General features: G+C 65.7%; 13 protein-coding genes and 2 pseudogenes. 4 read left to right on the top strand and 11 right to left on the bottom strand.

Annotated features, from left to right (window positions below; all coding sequences use genetic code 11):
* Window positions 1-9 precede the first annotated feature (9 nt).
* The 6 genes and pseudogenes from GDIA_RS18450 to GDIA_RS06235 all read right to left on the bottom strand — a co-directional run bounded on the left by GDIA_RS18450 (window position 10) and on the right by GDIA_RS06235 (window position 7886).
* A protein-coding gene (locus GDIA_RS18450) for an IS630-like element ISGdi5 family transposase (protein ID WP_012553677.1) occupies window positions 10-1079 on the bottom strand; the annotation gives its coding sequence in 2 pieces (ribosomal slippage) (window positions 10-593 and window positions 593-1079; 1071 coding nt in all).
* 287 nt (window positions 1080-1366) lie between these two features.
* Complete coding sequence (locus GDIA_RS06265; protein ID WP_244455112.1) at window positions 1367-1888, bottom strand: hypothetical protein; 522 nt, start codon at window positions 1886-1888, stop codon at window positions 1367-1369.
* 742 nt (window positions 1889-2630) lie between these two features.
* Window positions 2631-3641: pseudogene (locus tag GDIA_RS06255) on the bottom strand (IS701-like element ISGdi12 family transposase); the annotation flags it as partial.
* 24 nt (window positions 3642-3665) lie between these two features.
* Window positions 3666-4783 (bottom strand): IS3-like element ISGdi11 family transposase gene (locus tag GDIA_RS06250; protein ID WP_157864127.1). Its coding sequence is split into 2 segments (ribosomal slippage): window positions 3666-4531 and window positions 4531-4783, totalling 1119 coding nucleotides; the frame shifts between segments, so codons are not numbered across the junction.
* A 59-nt stretch (window positions 4784-4842) separates the two neighbouring features.
* Window positions 4843-5085: pseudogene (locus tag GDIA_RS06240) on the bottom strand (IS701 family transposase); the annotation flags it as partial.
* Between the two features lie 23 nt (window positions 5086-5108).
* A complete protein-coding gene (locus GDIA_RS06235) occupies window positions 5109-7886 on the bottom strand; it encodes a hypothetical protein (RefSeq protein WP_457851914.1) in 2778 nt (925 codons plus the stop codon).
* Between the two features lie 500 nt (window positions 7887-8386).
* Here GDIA_RS06235 and GDIA_RS06230 point away from each other — a divergent pair, with 500 nt between their 5' ends.
* Together GDIA_RS06230 and GDIA_RS19815 are read left to right on the top strand one after the other, a co-directional pair.
* A complete protein-coding gene (locus tag GDIA_RS06230; protein WP_012223424.1) occupies window positions 8387-9238 on the top strand; it encodes a phosphotransferase in 852 nt (283 codons plus the stop codon).
* A gap of 213 nt (window positions 9239-9451) precedes the next feature.
* A complete protein-coding gene (locus GDIA_RS19815; RefSeq protein WP_012553675.1) occupies window positions 9452-9622 on the top strand; it encodes a NepR family anti-sigma factor in 171 nt (56 codons plus the stop codon).
* A 35-nt stretch (window positions 9623-9657) separates the two neighbouring features.
* Here the strand turns inward: GDIA_RS19815 and GDIA_RS06225 are convergent, their stop codons facing one another.
* From GDIA_RS06225 to GDIA_RS19090, 5 genes are all read right to left on the bottom strand, one after another.
* Window positions 9658-10038, bottom strand: coding sequence for a hypothetical protein (locus GDIA_RS06225; protein ID WP_012553674.1), 381 nt, complete (start codon window positions 10036-10038; stop codon window positions 9658-9660).
* Window positions 10039-10078: 40 nt separating this feature from the next.
* Complete coding sequence (locus GDIA_RS06220; RefSeq protein WP_043459219.1) at window positions 10079-11110, bottom strand: HlyD family secretion protein; 1032 nt, start codon at window positions 11108-11110, stop codon at window positions 10079-10081.
* Window positions 11111-11121: 11 nt separating this feature from the next.
* A complete protein-coding gene (locus GDIA_RS06215; protein WP_012553672.1) occupies window positions 11122-11316 on the bottom strand; it encodes a DUF1656 domain-containing protein in 195 nt (64 codons plus the stop codon).
* Between the two features lies 1 nt (window position 11317).
* Window positions 11318-13390: an FUSC family protein gene (locus GDIA_RS06210; protein WP_012223464.1), complete on the bottom strand. Its 2073-nt coding sequence runs from the start codon at window positions 13388-13390 to the stop codon at window positions 11318-11320.
* 244 nt (window positions 13391-13634) lie between these two features.
* Window positions 13635-13823 carry a hypothetical protein gene (locus GDIA_RS19090; protein ID WP_157864153.1) on the bottom strand — a complete coding sequence of 63 codons (189 nt, stop codon included), beginning with the start codon at window positions 13821-13823 and terminating at the stop codon, window positions 13635-13637.
* Between the two features lie 151 nt (window positions 13824-13974).
* Here GDIA_RS19090 and GDIA_RS06205 point away from each other — a divergent pair, with 151 nt between their 5' ends.
* Both GDIA_RS06205 and GDIA_RS06200 read left to right on the top strand, forming a co-directional pair.
* Window positions 13975-15126: a metallophosphoesterase family protein gene (locus tag GDIA_RS06205; RefSeq protein WP_012553671.1), complete on the top strand. Its 1152-nt coding sequence runs from the start codon at window positions 13975-13977 to the stop codon at window positions 15124-15126.
* Window positions 15123-17789, top strand: coding sequence for an AAA family ATPase (locus tag GDIA_RS06200; RefSeq protein ID WP_012553670.1), 2667 nt, complete (start codon window positions 15123-15125; stop codon window positions 17787-17789). Before GDIA_RS06205 ends, GDIA_RS06200 begins: the two co-directional genes overlap by 4 nt.
* The last annotated feature ends 65 nt before the right edge of the window (window positions 17790-17854 follow it).

Genomic DNA, 17854 nt, shown 5'->3' with positions numbered 1-17854 from the left:
TACCAACGGTTATAGACACAGACCTGTGTGAGCCCACTTTCTGAGCCCGATGGATCGGATGGTGTCAGGCAGGGCGGCAAGCTTGTTCCAGGCGGAACAGGCGGCGTCGATGATATGATCGATGCCGTCGAAGACGGTGTTGGACAGCCAGTTGGCGCGCAGGAACTGCCAGACATTTTCGACCGGGTTCAGTTCGGGCGCGCGGGACGGCAGGAAGATCAGGCTGATATTGCGGGGCAGCTTCAGCTTGTCGGTGGTATGCCATCCTGCGCGATCGAGCAGCACGACGGCGTGGGCACCGCGGACGACGCAGCGCGAGATTTCCTCGATGTGCAGTTGCATGCTGGCGGTGCCGATGAACGGGAGCGCCAGGCCGGCGGCTTTGCCACGCGCCGGACAGATCGCGCCGAACAGCCAGGCATTCTCGTAGCGCTGATCAGCCGGCTGGCGTGGCCGCGTGCCACGCCGGGCCCATTGTCGGACGATGCCGTTCTTCTGGCCGATCCGGGCCTCGTCCTGGAACCAGATCTCGATCGGCTTGCCCTTGGGCAGATGGCCGGTATGGGCATTCAGGATGCGGGGGAAGTTTTTTTGAATGCCTCCATGACGCCAGCGTCCTGACCCGGGTGACGTGGCCGGGCGCTGACATAGGAAAAACCAAGCCGTTTCAGTAGAGTGGACACATGACGCTCATGATAGACGACGCCGAAGCGCTCTTCGATCACGCGTTGCAGATCGACCCGGCGCCAGCGCACCACGCCATCACGCTGCCGATCCGGCCCCGCCTCGACCAGGGCCTTCAATTCGGCCTGCTGTGCCCCGCTCAGGCGGCAGGCCGGCCCTGCGTGCAGATGATCGCGCAGGCCATCCGGCCCTTCAGCATTGAAGCGGTGAACCCAGTCCCGCAGCGTCTGGCGGTCCATGCCGCCTACGCGGGCCGCATCGGTGCGGCTGGCCCCGTCACGGATCGCCGCCAGGGCCAGAAGCCGGCGCGCAGCGTTCGCCTGCCGGCTGCGCGCCGCAAGTCGCCTCAGATCAGAGGCCGAATAGTCATCCCGTAGCTTCACCGCTCTCGTCATCTGCCAGATCCTCCCAAAATCAAGAGAATCAGAGCCGGCGCCGTTCGTCACTTCACACACGAGTCAGTGGCTACGGCCTTTGGTATGACGCAATTGCGTCCCTACCTGTGGCTCGGACGCGTGCTGCGTGGAGCGTTCGGGAAGTCCCTTTATGGCGGGTTTGGCGGGAGTGCTGACCGTCCGCTTCGGAACGCCTGGTAGGTGTTTCAGGTCGTACGTTCGACGACGGGTGACGGACGCTATGCGCCATGAACTGAACGCGTGGAGCCTTGGAGCGGCTACGATGGTCAGACAATGATGTGGTCACTCCGCAAGTGACCGTAGTCCCGAAGTGCGCGGATAAGCCTGATTACGTCCAACAACTCGTCGAGGGTCGCGTGCTGCTTGACGAATCTAATAAGATCTCGCTTGCCCTGCTCTGTGAAGTCTCGATGGGTTCGATCTAAGATGGTGGTCCGATGGCGAACTGCGGTAGGGAATTCGTCCTCGAAGAGATCTAGAAAGGTAGGCTGTATTAGATCCTCCATCTCCCAATCCAGGTCTTTGTACGGTTCGTTATCGCGTTCGAAGCGCTGCTGGACGATCCGATGATCAGCGCCGCCCTTCAGAGACATCTCCGGGCGAAGCAGGAAGACTTCAGAGCACTTCTTGATGGTCGCATCGTATGAGGATATGGCCGCGAACGCTCTCCTCCCCGCTCTGTCGTTGTCATAGAGTCCCAAGAAGCGATACCTCAACTTTCCGCTTTTGTCCGGATCTGCCGCGGCTACTTGACGAAGGGTTGGAAGCCGTCGGTTTATTCCGTCCACCCCCCCCTTCATTTCCAAGGCCCGCGGCTATTACCGCAAGGTCAGGTCCGAGTAGTTTCACGCCGGTCACCTTACAAAAGAGGCTTGCAGCATGTGTGATTAGAGAGACGTCGTGTGTTCCCTCGACCAGTATATTCACCTTCGCGAGAGTCCAACCTAGTCGCGCAGCAAAGCTCTCCATCAATCCTGACATGGCCTAACGCGCCAAAGCTGTCAGGGGGCGGAGGAAGGGACCATTGTGGGCAAACGACACGTAGCCCCGGATCTGGGTGCTGGGCCTGATCTGCTTCAATCCGAACTCGGGGGCTCGGAAGGGCACGCTGAGGTTCCGCATCTCCTGGATATTCGCGAAGCCGCGGCCCTCTCCTCCAGCCGTTACACGTGCGGTTACCTGAAGCCGATTGTCCGCGTTCACATCCAGTAACCATCGAAGTCGGTCCGGCACCTGCACGAAGAACTCGCCCGTGCGCCACAGCGGTCGCAGTTGTTTGAAGAGATGCTCCGCGTCCTCGTACCGGCCGCGTTGGTGTAGGAGGACGGCCAGTTCGAGGCGCTGTTGAGGGCTGACCGGATATCCCCCGGAAAGGAGCGCCTCCAGGAGCGAGAGCTGAGCTTCGAACGCCCTAGCACTACAGTTGCGTTTTTGCCCTGAGGCGCGAGAGGTATGCTGCGGCCTGATGAGCACGTCGAAAGAACGACCATCGGAGGATATGCTCGATGGAGGCGCGGCTTCGGGTAATTTTCACGGCGAGGCGGCGGATTTCCTGGATTGACCAGCGGATGAGCGGCCGCGTTTGTGCAACTGGCTTTTTTTGAGCGCCATGGCGTTGGCCTGGGACCGCACAGCGGCCATCATGGCGTAAGCCAGCATGACCAACGAGACGTGACGGTGCCAGCCATGCCAGGAACGGGTTTCATTATGGTCGAGTCCGAATTCGTTCTTGGCGGTCTCGAACCCTTCCTCGATTCGCCAGCGCGTGCCCTCGACACGCACCAAGATCTCAAGCGGTGTTCCCTGAGGGCACCAGGTCGTGAAATATGCCAGATCGCCATCGGAGGGATTACGCCGGACCAGCAGCCCACGGGTCCATATCCCGGTTGAGATACCTGAATATTCGGAGGCCTCGAGATCGGCCATCGGGCAATACAGCCAGTCATACAGTCGTTCGCCCTTGGTGCCGCGTCCGGCGGAACAGCGGACCCAGGTCTCGTCCGGCAGGGTCTTGATGATTTCGCGCGCCTCGCCGGACCAGTGGATGTCCGGACGCCAGGAATGGAACCAGTGATTGGCGTTGACGCCAAGGACGAAGCCTTTGCCTGCGCGGCGCAAAGCCATTTCCAGTTCACCGACGCCATAGACGCTGTCGCCAGCCACCCACCGGAACGGCACATCGGCCGCAAGCGCCCGGCCGATCATCGCGGTGGCCAGGGACGGTTTGCTGGCAAACGTGACATCGCCCGGCACATGGGCCGCCGCCAACCGCTCAGGCTTTTCAGTCCAGGCTTTCGGCAGATACAAAGCCCGGTCGAGAAAAGCATGCCCCTTGTCAGAGACATAGGCTGCGAACACGCCAATCTGGCAATTCGTGATCTTGCCGGCAGACCCGGTATATTGCCGTCCCACTCCGCATGATGCAGAGCCCTTCTTGAGGAAACCAGTCTCGTCGACCACCAGTACCGCGTCGGCATCCCCCAGATGCTCGACAACATGATCGCGCACGACGTCCCGCAATGCATCGGCGTCCCAATGCCCGCTGACCCTGCCCCGAACGTGCCCTCAGTTTTGAGTTAGGGTCTGTGTATTGTTGTATGCCTTGGTGGCGTGTTGAGCGAAAGCCTCTGGCGTCATGCCATTGAGGCTGGTGTGAGGCCTGACGGCGTTGTAGTCGGCCCGCCAGTCCTCGATGACCGTCCGAGCGTGGGCGATGTTACGGAACAGATGCTCATTGAGGCATTCGTCGCGGAACCGGCCGTTGAAGCTCTCGACGAACCCGTTCTGCTGCGGCTTGCCCGGTGCGATATAGTGCCACAGCACCGATCGCTTCTGCTGCCAGGCCAGGATCGCGTTCGATGTCATCTCGGTGCCATTGTCGCTAACGATCATCAGCGGCCAGCCGCGATGCTCGCCGATCCGGTCGAGTTCACGACCGAGGCGTTCGCCTGATAACGAGGTGTCCGCCACCAGCGCCAGACATTCGCGCGTGTAGTCGTCGACCACCGTCAGCACCCGGAAGCGCCGTCCGTTGTTCAATGCATCCGAGACGAAATCCAGGCTCCAGCGCTGGTTCGGCCCGTCGGGCAGCATCATCGGCGAGCGCGTGCCCAGCGCCCGTTTCCGGCCGCCACGCTTGCGGACCGACAGCCCCTCTTCGCGATACAGCCGGAACAGCTTCTTGTGGTTCATCGTCATTCCTTCCCGGCCGAGCAGGATATGCAGTCGCCGGTAGCCAAATCGCCGTCGCTCCCCAGCCAGTTCGCGCAGCCGCCCGCGCGCTGCGGCATCATCCGGGCGGCGTGACGCATAGCGCCAGGTCTTCGGGTCCATGCCGATCAGCCGGCAGGCCCGTCGCTGCGAATACTCTTTCTCCCGGATCGCCCAGGTCACGGCTTCCCGCCGCAAACCGGGCGTCACGAGTTTTTTGCCAGTAGTTCCTTCAGCGTCGAGACGTCCATCACGCTCTCCGCCAGAAGCCGCTTCAGCTTCGCGTTCTCTTCTTCAAGAGCCTTGAGGCGCCGCGCTTCCGACACCTCCATCCCGCCGTATTTCGACCGCCAGGTGTAGAAGGTCGCGTCACTGATCCCGTGCTTGCGGCACAGATCCGCAGCCGTAGCGCCCGCCTGATGCTCTTTCAGGACCCCGATAATCTGGTCCTGCGTAAATCGCGCTTTCTTCATCGTCTGTCTCCAGTGGACAGACCTTACTTCAATGCGAGGGCATTTCAGGGGGCAAGGTCACCGCGTCCAAGCAGGGCCTGCTGTCGCCATGGCCCCGGATCGCCCGCAGCTTCAGCCCGCATCCAGCCGGTCTTGCGCGGCTCGTTGCCCAGTAGTGTTTCCAGAAACCGGCCTGCCGATGCCGCCACCCGCTCCTGGCCGAATACCGGGCGCATTCGCTCCTTGGCGTCCCGCAGCGCCTCCAGCGTCAGAGCCAGAACATCCTCGACCGAAGCTGCGCTATTCATCTCGTTCAGAATCATGGTTACCCATAGATTCAGAACTCTCAGAAAAACGCAACTGTAGTGCTAGGCCTGTCAAGGCATGTGAGAGCGTAAAGCATCCGCACGGCTTGCAGGTTCGACTGCACGTCCGGATTCGAGAGTATCCGCGCGGCCTCCAATCGATTCTCGACAGGAAAGTCACCAAGGCCCACTCCGGCCAGATCGGGTACATCGTGGGTAAGCGCGTCGAGCGCCGCGACGAGCAGGGCGATCTCGGGGTTATCGGAATTCCGGTGCCTTCCCCCCGTGACGAGGAGATTCTCGATAGCGACCTCGGCCAGACGGCTCAACTCGTAGCGTCGCTGTGCCGAGCGATCACGCTCCATTTCCAAGTAGATTAGGTTCAGCACCTCAATGGCGTTTCCCGCCGCCTTCAGCGGATTGGCCTTGGCCTCCCCAAGCAGACTTCGCGCGTAAGTTTCCACGACGAAAGGACTATCGGGATTGAGCTGGAAAGCTCGGCGCGTCGCGTCCCGCGCCAGTCCTCGCAGGCGTTCGAGTTCGTCGGTCGCCGCGCCAGTCGCGGCGGCCTCGTCGTGAAGGTCCTGATATGCCCGCGCCAGCGAGTTGTAGAGGTTGAGGTCAGACTCCTCGCCCTCGGCTCGGGGAATCATGTCGAGAGCGAACCGGATATCTTCGACCGCCCGCCGCAGCAGGTCCAACCGCTCGCTCTCGGGCAGGCCGAAGAGCTCCTTGTCTTTCGCGATGCGTCGCCGTGAGATCGCGGAGTGGTGCCGCAGGGCGCGGCTCGTCTGCCACAGCAGCTTTGGCATTTCGTCCAAGGCGGCCAGGGCCTCGCGCCAATAGGGCACGAATGTGCCGTGGCCGTGATCAGGATCGATCTTGAAGATGTTGACGGCGAAGTCCTCCGCGATCTCCCGGTTGGATGCGTTCCCCAAGGCGGGATTGGCCGAGAGTCGCCGAAGTGCGAGGAAGCGGAGATGCTCGGTGTTCGAAGCCTCGCCGAAGCCGAATTCCTCCCGCGCGGAGCGATCATAGTAGATCGCATTCAGCAGATATCGGCCTAAGATATCGTGTGCGAGTGCCCAATACCTGTCTCCCTCGAGTCGCAATCTGATCAGGCCCATCGCGCCGATCATGGTTCTCAGGTCCTCGAGTTTTTGAGTCACTGGCCAGTCGACGGTTGCGGGGAGCATGGTCTCCGGTAGCGGACGTCTCTCGGTGCTGATCGCGGCGATATCCACGAGCGTCGAGCGCAGTTGCGGATCGACGACGGAGCTCTGGAACTGCCTGAACAGCCAAGACTGTACGGTCTCGCTCATGTCGATCTGCCGTTGGAGCCAGAAGGACAGCGCCACCCAGAAGGAGGAGATGCCGCTTTCCGCGTGTACGGCCGAGGCTTGGAAGAATCCCTGCCACTCCTCGCGCCTTCTGACAGGTCCGTGGGGCGCAAGATACTGATTGAGATGCTGGCCGAACTCCACCGCGCCGGCTCGTGGCATTTCGTGCGTAAGCTGGTCAATCTCCTTAAAGCGAGAGCTACTCATGAACTCCATGCTCGCGTAGGGGCCTGTGACCACAAGTACGCATGCTGCGCGGCCGCTCTGTTCGAGTCCCCGTAGGAAGCTCCGCAGCTCGCTGTCGCGTCCCTCCCAATGGTCTCGATCGAACACGATGAGCCACGGAGCTTCGTAGAGACGACCGTCGTCCGGCTCCCCGCGGCTCTGCTTCTCGGCGTCAATCGTTCGCGTCATGAAGTTGACGATCTCGAGCGAGGTTGGCTTGAATGGAGCCCCCTTGGCGAAGAGGGTGGGATAACCCTCGGCAGCGGCCCTCCATGCCAGCATCCGCGCATGGGTCGTTCCGCCCGCGCCAGGCTCGGTGCGGATGACCGCGACCGTGTTGGCCTCGGAGCCGCTGCGATCTAAGCGCCGCAATATATGACGCAGCTCAGGCCACGCCACGTCGTCCCGCGGCCAAGGAAGGCCTGCCGCGTAGGGCTGCCATGACGCGCTCGGATCGCGGAAGAACCCCTCGACGGTCTCCGCCGTCAGATCCTCGGGCGCGAGGGGCCGGAGATCCTGATCCTGGATGAGTTCGTAGCGCCCAAGCACCGGATGCTGGGCGTCGTCCACCTGGGTTATATCAACCGACGTCGTGTCGCCCCGCGCGCTCCGCACGCGAAGGAGAACCCGTTCCCCAGTATGGGCTTGCGCATACCGGGTGGAAAGGTCGTGGGCGAAGCTAGCGATGTCCTTCTCGACGATTGCGATCGAGCCGCCGGCGGCGCGAGCTCGTCGCCATCCATCGGCCTCGGCATGAAGGGTCGCGTAGTCTCCGACAATGGTTGTGAGCGGCCGAAAGCCCTCTTCCCACAAGGTACGGAGATCCGGCGGGACGCCGGTCGCCTTGGACGAAAGCACCAGCAGCTCACGCGGATCCGTGCGCGCCAACTCATTAAGAATACTCAATCTCGAGAGCTGCGAGACGAGGGTACCCGACCCGCCGCCGCTGTTGAGCTTGTAGATCGGCAAGCTCCGCGGAGGCAGCACGATATCCGCGGGGTTGCCGTCGATGATGATGGGATATCCGCGGCGAAGAACCCTGAAATCAGTCGGGTCTTCCTGCGCAAGGATCGCGGTCTCAAGCGCAGGGTCTCCTCCCTCGAGAAGCACGGCTCGCCACGGCAATCGGATGACGTCGGCCAAGGCGACCGGGTCCGCGGCCCTAACGACGTCCTTGCCAACCCAGAGCGCGATGTCTCTAGCGTCCAAACGGGACAGGATGGAATCAGAAACCGATACCTGTCTAATTGTCATGTTTTCCATCGGCCCGGTCCCAATAAATAGCCTGCCCCTGTTGGGGGGCAGGATTTGAAATTAATACATTCGGCCTCATTAGGCCGTGTTTGGATTGGGCGAGCGCAAGACCCCCATGGCAAACGCGCTCCCCCAAGGTAAGATGGGGCTGCTACCTCTTACTTATATTCAAGATGACGGGTGTCGCCAAATGGAGAACTGAGCGGCTCCAGGACTGACGGAGTTTATTTCTCGCACGCGATGAACCACGTCCGCTTCGAAGAAGCGTGAGGCTGCACTACGGCGTCCGACAAGAGGCGAGAGCGGTAATATGTAGCGTTCCAGCAGATGCCGGCTTTTGCATGCCGATGTCCAAAAGTTGCCCGTGCGCTCCCGGCCAGGATTGCTCGTTTCTTCTGGCGGGACTTCATGCACGAATATATTGGGTTGATTCGTACCTGTTGCCTTGGAAGAAACGACCTGGATAAGCGGTTGTTCAGCATATCGGCATCGGAGAGATCATGATCGTCGGACAAGCGCATCGCGAGGCGATCAGGCGGATTTCAGGATGGACACCGGAATCGTTCCGGGTCGTGCGCGGAGGTTATACGCCGGCTGCGCGGTATCTTGTACGAAACGGGAAACAACAAGCTTTCGTCAAGATTGCCACGACACTCCACACGGCCAATCTGTTGCGTCGCGAAATCGTGGCCTACAGGTCTTTGCCGGAAGGGACCCGGCCGCGCCTGTTGGGATACGATGCCGAGAGCGTCAATCCCATACTGGTTATCGAAGATCTGAGCGAGGCGATCTGGCCGCCTCCCTGGACCGACGACAGGGTTTCGGCCGCGCTAGCCGCAATTGAAGACCTTCACGGCATGCGTGCTGAATTGCCGACGTTCGACGCGGTCCATGGCGTGGACGTCCGAGGGTGGACCTGTGTCCAGGCTGATCCCACGCCATTCCTGGCATTGGGACTCGCCTCGGCAGATTGGTTGGCGAGGGCGCTGCCTGCTTTGATCGAGGCTGAAAATGCATGCCCGACAGCCGGTCTCAGTCCGACGCACTGGGATTTGCGTAGTGACAATATGTGTTTCTTGTCCGGGACCGTGAAACTTGTCGATTGGGCAGAGGCCTGCCTGTCCAATCCGAAGCTGGATATGGGATTCTGGTTGCCCAGCCTTGCGCATGAAGGCGGCCCGCCTCCTGAAGCAATCCTGCCGGACGCGCCCGAGGTCGCTGCGTGGGTATCAGGATACTTTGCGGCCCGCGCGGGCCTGGCGAATATCCCCGACGCTCCGTTCGTTCGCCGGGTACAGCGCGAGCAGCTTATGACGGCATTGCCCTGGGTCAAACGAGCACTTCGCCTTTAAGCGGCTGTTTCAAAAGCCCTGATGCTGTGCGAAAGCGGCCCGAAAGGTCGCGCCCCGCGTCATTCGTGGCACCGAGGCGCATGGCAGCAATGTTGCGCCATATCGTCGCTGCCTTGAACTGAAGTCGAGGGAGGACGTTGACGTCCGATTGCGGGTCCATGACCGGATCGACTGGCTTCTCCGGACCGCCCCGCGTGCGGGAGACACCGTTCAATGAACAGGCCTGTACCAGACATGTCCGGACCGGCTGACGGCGATCATGCCTTTACCCTGTGGCTCGGACGCAGGCTGCATGGAATGTACGGGGATGTGGCCCGTGAACCGATACCGGATAGCCTGCTGCAAATTGTCCGAAATATCGAGGATAAGGATACATCGGACTAGGCTGCGTGTCGTCGAATGACTCCGTCGCGGGCGTCCTAGTCGTCCCGGCTCAGGGGCAGGTCCAGCATTTGCCCCGGCTTGTTGCCCTTGATCGTCAGGTCGGCGCTGTTTTCCGATACCATGCGAAACGTTACCAGCGGATCGCGGTCGATCGATTGCAGCGTCGTGTGGTCGTGACGGGTCAGGGTGAACTGGTGCCGCGTGATGGCATGCAGTTCGTCGGGCAGCGTGATCTGGATCTGGTGGTGGCTGTCGGGGGCGGCGATGACGACGGGCGAGATGCCCATCGCGGCCCAGCGGCCGGTGAACGGGTCGGCGGCAGCGGCGGCGCGCGCGTCCGTGGGTGTGCCCAGGCACGCGCCCGTGGCGGACAGGGCCATCAGCACGGCGGCGCGGGTTGCGAGACGGCGGGTCATGGCGTTTCTCCGGTCTGGTCTTTTTATGGAATGAGCCATGTTAGCGGTCCTGTCCGTCCTCCGACACCCCGTTCGACAGGGACGTGGGTGACGGAACAGGCGTGGCGGGGGAAGCCGCCACCGCATTGGGCGGCCGGACGCGGTGCAGCGACTGGCGCAACTGGGCGACCAGCGCGCGCAGCGTCACGCGGGGCTGTCGTCCCTCGGGGGTGACGATCGAAACGCTCGCGGTCATGCCCGCCGCCAGCGTGATTCCGGCGGGCAGGGCGTCGATATGCACCCGCACCGGAATGCGCTGCGCCAGCCGTACCCAGGTATAGACCGGGTTGACCAAGGGCAGGCCCTGGGTCGATCGTTGCGCGTTGGCCGAGGATATGCCGCGCGTGATGGTCTCGACATGGCCCCAGAGCGGGGTCGCGTAGCCCATCAGGTCGATCCGCACCAGCGCGCCGGGATAGATCCCCCGCATCCGGGTTTCCTCGAAATACCCGTCCACCCAATAGGATTCCGCGTCGATCACCTCGATATCCGATACGCCGGCGGTGGCGAAATCGCCCACTCGCATCGTCAGGTTGGTGACGTAGCCGTTGACGGTGCTGCGGACCTGCGTGCGGTCCAGGTTCATCCGCGCCTGCGACAGGGCGGCCAGCGCGTCGGCATATTGGGCCTTGGCCTGTTCCGCCACGGCTTCGAACTGCTGCTTTTCCTCGGCCGAGGCCGAGGCCGAGGACAGTTGCTGCCGGCGCTGGTGCTGCGCCAGGCGCAGCGTCAGGTCCGCCTGGCGTTCATTGACGCGCGCCGTCGCCGATGCCACCGCGATGCGGAAATCGAACGGGTCGATGGAGTACAGCACATCGCCGCGATGGACATACTGGTTGTCGGTGACACGGACATCCACGATCTGCCCCGATACGCGCGGCGCGATGTTGGCGACCTGCACGCGCACCTGCCCGTTCCGGGTCCAGGGCGCGGCCGTGTAGTAATCCCACAGCCCCAGCACCACCACTGTCGCAATGGCCAGGATAGCCAGCGTGGTTGCGATCCGCATGACGTGACGGGCGCGTTCGAACACCATCCGACCTTTCACAACAGGAAAACATAGAATCCGGCCAGGCAGATCAGGATTCCGAATTCGGCCAGCGGCACGTTCCAGACCCGTTTCTGCACGAAGGTGGTGCCCAGAAGCGGGCGCAGCACCAGCAGGGTCAGCACCGCCAGCCCCGCATCGATGACGAACGAGGATACCTGCACGCCCGCGATATCGACCGTCGGCCCCATCTCAGCCCCTCCACGCCGCGGGGATGATGCCGTAATGGCGCAGCAGCCGCACGTTGCGCTCCAGCAGCCGCGCCGCGCCGAACAGGCCCGATACGGCGCCGATCACGATCTCGCGCTCGACCGGGGGCAGGTCGCGGGACGCGGCCAGCAGCACCGTCGCATGGTGCATGATGCGCCGCGCGCTTTCGGGGACATTGCGCACCCGCAGCAGGTCCAGGCCCTGGCGGGCCAGGTCCGATACCGGTGGAATCATCATGGCCCGCGTCAGGTGCCGCCGGGCCCGCGCCAGCGCGCCGATCAGGTCGCCCATCGACACGATGCGGCCGAACACCCCGGCGGCGACCCGGTGCGGCGGCAGATGGCCCGTCCAGGTGCGGGCCTGGATCAGCCGGTCATATTGCCGGCTGATCAGCATCGGGCCGGCGATGTCCCCCCGGCCGGTGAACTGCCGCCGCAGCGACAGCGCCACCGTCATCGCGACCCGGAAGCGCCGCCGCCGCGCCGAAGGCGGCAGCAGCACCAGCGAGAAGAACAGGATCACCGCCGACAGCGTGTAGAAGACATTGCGGTCGATGAACTGCATCGGGTCGTAGTTCTGGATGTTGTCCAGCCCCAGCACGATGAAGAAGAACACCCCGAAATTCAGCCCGATCGCCGCATGGCGCGGATGGATCAGCAGCAGGCATGTCGCGAACACCACCGGCGCGATCATCAGCGCCAGGAAGCCCATGTCGGACCCGTAGGGCAGGATGCGGTAATCCAGCACCAGCGCGCACAGCGTGGACAGCGGCACGCCGATCAGCGCCCCGAACCCGAAGGCGCGGGTGTCGAATGTCGTGATCGACAGGGTCAGGATGGTGGCGACCTGTACCAGCGTCATCGTCGAACCCGGCAGACCGGACAGGATGCAGATCGCGGCGGCGGCGGAAAATCCCACGATCACGCGCACGCCGTTCAGCATGGCCAGCACCGGGTCCTGATGCCGGGCGAGGCGCACGTTCCGGGCCACGCGCGGTGCCGCGCGGCCGTCCTCCAGCGTGCGGATGCCGTCCTCGACCCATCGTCCGTAGGACAGCAGCGCCATCGCGCGCTCGATCAGATAGGCCTCGGCCGGGGTCGGTGGCGCGTCGCCGTCCTCGACGCGCAGCAGCGCATCCAGCGCGCCCCGCGCGTCGTCCGCGCCGGTGAAGGGCGTCCCGTCGCCGAAGCGCTGCCGCACCCGCGACAGGATCGCCGGGCGGACATCGTTCTCGCGCAGGACGCCGCCGATGGCGCGGCTGCACGATATCATGTCCAGCATCGCGACCATGGCAGACCGCGCGCCGGTCATGCGCAGCGCGCTGTCGGCCAGTTCCGTCCGCGCGAATGAAACCTGGCTGGTCAGCGCCATGATCGTCCCTGCCAGCGCAACACAGCTTCCGTCGTCGGGAATACCCCGCCCGGCCACGGCGTCGCGGGCGATCCGCCGGACATCGACCGCCGCCCGGCGCAGCCGGTCCGCCAGGGCGCGCCATGCGGAGGGCGAGCCCGTCACGTCATTGACCACCGCGACCGATACGATGCCGATCATGATGGCCGACACACGGAAGATCGCGACCGAGAACACCGCTTCAGGCCGGTCGATGCACCCGATTCCGATGATGGCGACGGTATAGCCGGCCAGCAGCGCGCCATAGGCCCGGAAGTCGCGCGCCAGCGTGCCGGCGACCACGCACAGCCCCAGCCACAGCGCGGCCCCCCCCAGCACCATGAACCGGTCCTGCCCGAAGGCCGCGATCAGCCCGATCGCGACGGCAGCGCCGACCAGGGTACCCACGATGCGATACAGCGCCTTGGACAGGATCTGGCCGCGCAGGGGCTGGGACAGGATCATCACCGTGACGCCCGCGCTGGCCGGCGAGTCGATTTGCATCCAGAACGCCACGGTCAGGGCCAGCACGGCCGATGCCCAGGTGCGCAGGCAGAAGGCGATGCTGCCGGGGGGAAACCATCCCGCCAGTATGGGAGGCAGCCAGACCCGGCGCGCGATGCCGGCCCGCATGCCCGCCCCGCCGCTTGCGGCGTCCTGCCCCATACGTCCTTGCCCCTATCCGCCGTGCCGCCTGACCCTATCTGCGGGCCGGAGCGAAGTATGGCGGCCGGCTGCCCATCCTATGTGTCACGATGGCGACAAACCATGTCACGGCGGCCGCGCCCAGCCCGGGATACGGGCTGGTCGAGGGAATAAAGGCAGTGTTTCAATCAGTTGTCTGGGAATCCGTCCCCCGCGATCCCGGTCCGATGGCTGAAATGCGCCATGGTCATGGCCGCTCCACGATTCAACGGGCGACGCGCCCAGCGTCCGAGCGGCGGTGGGTCTGCAGATGCCGGCGGTGCCGGGTATGAATGGCCCGCACGGCCTCGGACATGGCCGGATGCAGGCGGGTGCGACGGGCAGGGCGGTTGGGGCTGGACGTCGTCACAGGGGGCGGGGTGGTGTGGGAGGAACTGCGAACCGGAACCATCATCGGAGTGTCTTGAACCCTGTCTTCGCCGCGCGGCCGGACTGCCGAGCTGGCCATACGCAGTCTTGCCCGGCCTCATGTCCGAAATACGGCAGGGAAAAGGTCGTCCGGTGGTTCCTCTGGCCCCTGGCGCCGGTTCGGGCGATAAGATGCCATGCGCCTGATTCACACGTCCGACTGGCAGATCGGCAAGGTCTTCCGCTTTGCCGATGACGATGTCCTGCCGGTGCTGCAGCACGAACGGCTGGAAGCGATCAGCCGGATCGGCCGCCTGGCCCGCGCCCAGGGGGCCGATGCGGTGGTGGTGGCGGGCGACATCTATGACTATACGCGCCCGGCGGAACGCACCCTGCGCCAGCCGATCGAACGGATGCGGCAATTCCCCGACCTGCGCTGGCACCTGATCCCAGGCAACCACGATTTCCACGAACCGGACGGGCTGTGGGACCGTCTGCTGCGCACCGGCCTGCCGGACACCATCCTGCCCCATCTGTCCGACGGCCCGGCGCCGCTGGACGCGGCCGGCACGGCCTGGGTCATTCCGGCCGGGCTGGGCCATCGTCACGTCATCGGCGACCCCACGGCGGGGATGGACCGGGCGGCCACGCCCGAAGGCACCATGCGGGTGGGGCTGGCGCACGGGTCGGTCCGTACGTTCGGCGAGGACGCGCCGGACCATAACGTGATCGCCATCGACCGCGCGCGGCAGGCGGGCCTGTCCTACCTGGCGCTGGGCGACTGGCACGGCGCGCTGCGGATCGATTCCCGGACCTGGTATTCCGGCACGCCGGAAGTCGACGGGTTCGACGTCGGGGGCGCCGGCGGCGGGCAGGCGCTGCTGGTCACGCTGGACGGCCCCCGGGCCGAACCGGTCGTCGAAGCCCATGAAGTCGGGCGCTTTCGCTGGTGGCGCGAACAGGCGGTGCTGACCGATGCCGCCGGCATCGAGGCGCTGGATGCCCGGCTGCGCGCCATCGACCGCGACGACCCCAGCCGCGTCCTGGTCCGCCTGGCGGTCAGCGGGGCGCTGAACCTGGCCGACCTCGAATGCTACCAGGCGCGGATCGTGGACGGGCTGGGCTCGGCCTTGCGGCTGCTGCGCATCGACGGCGCCCCCGGCCTGGCCCCGTCGCCCGACGATCTGGACGGATTCGGCCTGGCCGGCGCGGTGCGGGCGGCGGCGGACGCCCTGGTCCGCCAGACGCATGAAGGCCCCGAGGATGGCCGCGATATCGCCGCCGCGGCGCTGCAACGACTCTACCTGCTGGCCCGCGCGGGCGATCCGCAGTCGGGAGGTGTGGCATGATCCTGCACGGGCTGGAGGTCGAACAGGTCCGGCGCTTCGCCGACCCGGTGCGTCTGGTGGGGCTGGGGCCGGGGCTCAACCTGCTGGGTGCGCCGAACGAATCCGGCAAATCGACCCTGCTGGCCGCGTTGCGCGCCGTCTTCCTGTTGCAGCACGGCTCCAAGAGCCGGCCGATTGCCGACCTGCAACCCTATGGCGGCAAGGGCGCGCCCCGGATCGCGGCCGACTTCACCGTGGACGGCACGGCATGGCGGCTGGAAAAGCGCTTCCTGCACCGGCCTTTCGCCCAGTTGACCGGTGACGGCGCGACCTTCCAGGGCGATGCGGCGGAGGCCCGCCTGCATGCCCTGATCGGCGTCGAGTCCGGCAAGCGCGGGACCGAGGCGCTGGGCCTGATGAATGCCCTGTGGGTCGGGCAGGGCCACAGCCTGGCCCAGCCCGATTTTTCCGACCCTGCGCGGACGACCCTGCGCGCCTGCCTGGAATCCGACCTCGGCGCCATGACCGGCGGCGAGGCCGCCGAACGCATCCTGGCGCGGGTGCTGGCCGACCTGTCGGTGCTGCTGGATGGGCGCGGCAATCCCAAGGGACGCTATCGCGCGGCGATCGAGGGCGAGCAGGCGGCATCCGACGAACTGGTCCGCCTGCAGACCCGCCGGCAGGTGCTGGAGGACGATCTGCAGGCCATGGCCGACCTGCGCCGCCGCCTGGCGCACGAAGACGATTCCGACCGGCGTGAGAAGGAGCGCGAGCATCTGGCCGAGGCCCGGCGGCAACGCGACCGGCTGCGCGACCACGATGCCCGGCACCGGGCCGCGCGCGCCGCACTGGATCACGCGACGGCGCGGCTGGCCGCCGTGCGGCAGGACGTGGCCCGCCGTGCCGAATGGCGGCAGGCGCTGGATGCCCAGTCGGCGCGCAGGGCGGACCTGGCCGAGGCGCTGGCGGCGGCGCGGGCGGCCCATGACGCGGCCCAGACCGCCCAGGCCGCGCGCATGCGGGCGGTTCAGGATGCCGACGCACACCGCCTGTCGGCCCGGCGCGTCCTGGACCGGGCCACGCGGCGGGTGGAGCGGACGCGACTGGAACAGGAACGGCGCGATGCGGCGGCGTCGCTCGACCGGCTGGAACAGGCGGCGCAGGCGGTGACGCGGGCGGCGGCCCGCCTGTCCGCCTGCACGGTGGACGAGGCCCGGATGACCGCGATCCGCCAGGCCGACCGCGCCGTCCAGGCCGCCCGTGCCGCCAGCCAGGCGCAGGCGACGATGCTGGATGTGGTGCTGGAGGGCGCGGGCGCCGGACGGCTGAAACTGGACGGCCGCGTGCTGGACTCCGGCCGCATTCAGGTGACGGACACCGCCCGGTTGCACATCGCGGATATCGGCATCGTATCCATCGAACCCGCCAGCCATGATCGCGAGCGGCTGCGCGCCGACGCGGCACGGGCCGACTACGCCCTGCGCCAGGCGCTGGACGCCGCGGGCTGCGTCGATCCCGACGCGGCCGAGGCGGCCCTGGCCGAACGCCGCCAGGCCGACCTGGCCTTCCAGGCGGCACAGACGGCGCTGGCCGGCCTGCTGGTGGCCGCCGACCGGTCGCCCGCCGCGGCCATGACCGAGGGCCGCCGCCGCCTGGCCGAAGTGGATGCGCGGATCGCCCGGCACGCCGATGAGGACGGGAACCCGGCCGCCGGAGGCGATCCGGCCCAGGCGCTGGAGCAGGCCAGGGACGCCATGCAGGCGGCCGAGGACCGCTACGCCGCCGCCAGTCAGGCCCTGTTCGCGCCCGACGAAACCCTGCGCCAGGCTGCCGCCGAACTGGGCCGCCTGGAAGGCGACCACCGCCTGGCGCAGGATGCGACCTCGCGGCTGACGCACGACGTGGCGGCGGCCCGTGCCGCCGAGCCGGACGACGCGCTATCCGCCCGCCTGACGGCGGAAGACGCTGCGATGCGCGAGGCCGGGCAGGCGCTGCACCGGATCGAGGAAACCCGGCCCGACGGCACGGAGGCCCTGGCCGACGCCGCGATCCAGCGCCTGGAGCGCGCGATCCAGGACGGAAGCGCCCGCCTGACGGCGCTGAAACAGGACATGGCGGCGCGCGAGGCCCGGATCCGTGCGGCCGAGGGCGACGGCCTGGACGAACGGATCGCCGCCCAGGACAGATTGCGGGACTCCCACGCCGCCGAGCGCGCGGCCTGCGCGCGCGAGGTTGCGATCCTGCACTGCCTGCGCGACGCGGTGGCGGGCGCGGCCCGGGCGGCGACGGAACGCTATCTGGCCCCGCTCAGCCGGGCGATCCAGCCGGCGCTGGCCGCGCTCTTTCCCCGGGCGGTGGCGACGGTGGACCCGGATTTCCGCGTCTCCGGCCTGACCCGGCGCGTCGGCGAGCCGTTTGAAAACCTCTCGGACGGCACGCGCGAGCAGATCGCGGTGCTGGTGCGGCTGGGTTTGGCGGAATTGCTGCACGCGCGCGGGCGTCCGGCCATGCTGGTGCTGGATGACGCGCTGACCTGGTCCGATACCGGCCGGCTGGACCGTATGTTCGATATCCTGGCCGACGCGGCCACCCGCGTGCAGGTCCTGATCCTGACCTGCCGGACCGAACTGTTTACCGGCCTGGGGGCGCGTGCCCTGACGATTGAGTCCGCGACGCCATCGTAAAATCACGATTGTGTTATAATCGAGGCGACCCAGGTTCGGGATGGGGCGAGGAATCCGCCTTATTT

The sequence above is a fragment of the Gluconacetobacter diazotrophicus PA1 5 genome (genome assembly GCF_000021325.1).
GTDB classification, from domain to species: Bacteria; Pseudomonadota; Alphaproteobacteria; order Acetobacterales; family Acetobacteraceae; genus Gluconacetobacter; species Gluconacetobacter diazotrophicus.
The sequence above is the reverse complement of the archived record's forward strand: the minus strand, read 5'-3'. Positions and strand labels throughout refer to the sequence as shown.

What these genes read in the sequence shown, in the direction of transcription:
- GDIA_RS06235 (WP_457851914.1), bottom strand. Translation starts at nt 7,886, where the DNA reads ATGACAATTAGACAGGTATCGGTTTCTGATTCCATCCTGTCCCGTTTG.
- GDIA_RS06215 (WP_012553672.1), bottom strand. Translation starts at nt 11,316, where the DNA reads ATGGGGCCGACGGTCGATATCGCGGGCGTGCAGGTATCCTCGTTCGTC.
- GDIA_RS19090 (WP_157864153.1), bottom strand. Translation starts at nt 13,823, where the DNA reads ATGATGGTTCCGGTTCGCAGTTCCTCCCACACCACCCCGCCCCCTGTG.
- GDIA_RS06200 (WP_012553670.1), top strand. Translation starts at nt 15,123, where the DNA reads ATGATCCTGCACGGGCTGGAGGTCGAACAGGTCCGGCGCTTCGCCGAC.
- GDIA_RS06205 (WP_012553671.1), top strand. Translation starts at nt 13,975, where the DNA reads ATGCGCCTGATTCACACGTCCGACTGGCAGATCGGCAAGGTCTTCCGC.
- GDIA_RS06225 (WP_012553674.1), bottom strand. Translation starts at nt 10,038, where the DNA reads ATGACCCGCCGTCTCGCAACCCGCGCCGCCGTGCTGATGGCCCTGTCC.
- GDIA_RS06210 (WP_012223464.1), bottom strand. Translation starts at nt 13,390, where the DNA reads ATGGGGCAGGACGCCGCAAGCGGCGGGGCGGGCATGCGGGCCGGCATC.
- GDIA_RS19815 (WP_012553675.1), top strand. Translation starts at nt 9,452, where the DNA reads ATGAACAGGCCTGTACCAGACATGTCCGGACCGGCTGACGGCGATCAT.
- GDIA_RS06230 (WP_012223424.1), top strand. Translation starts at nt 8,387, where the DNA reads ATGATCGTCGGACAAGCGCATCGCGAGGCGATCAGGCGGATTTCAGGA.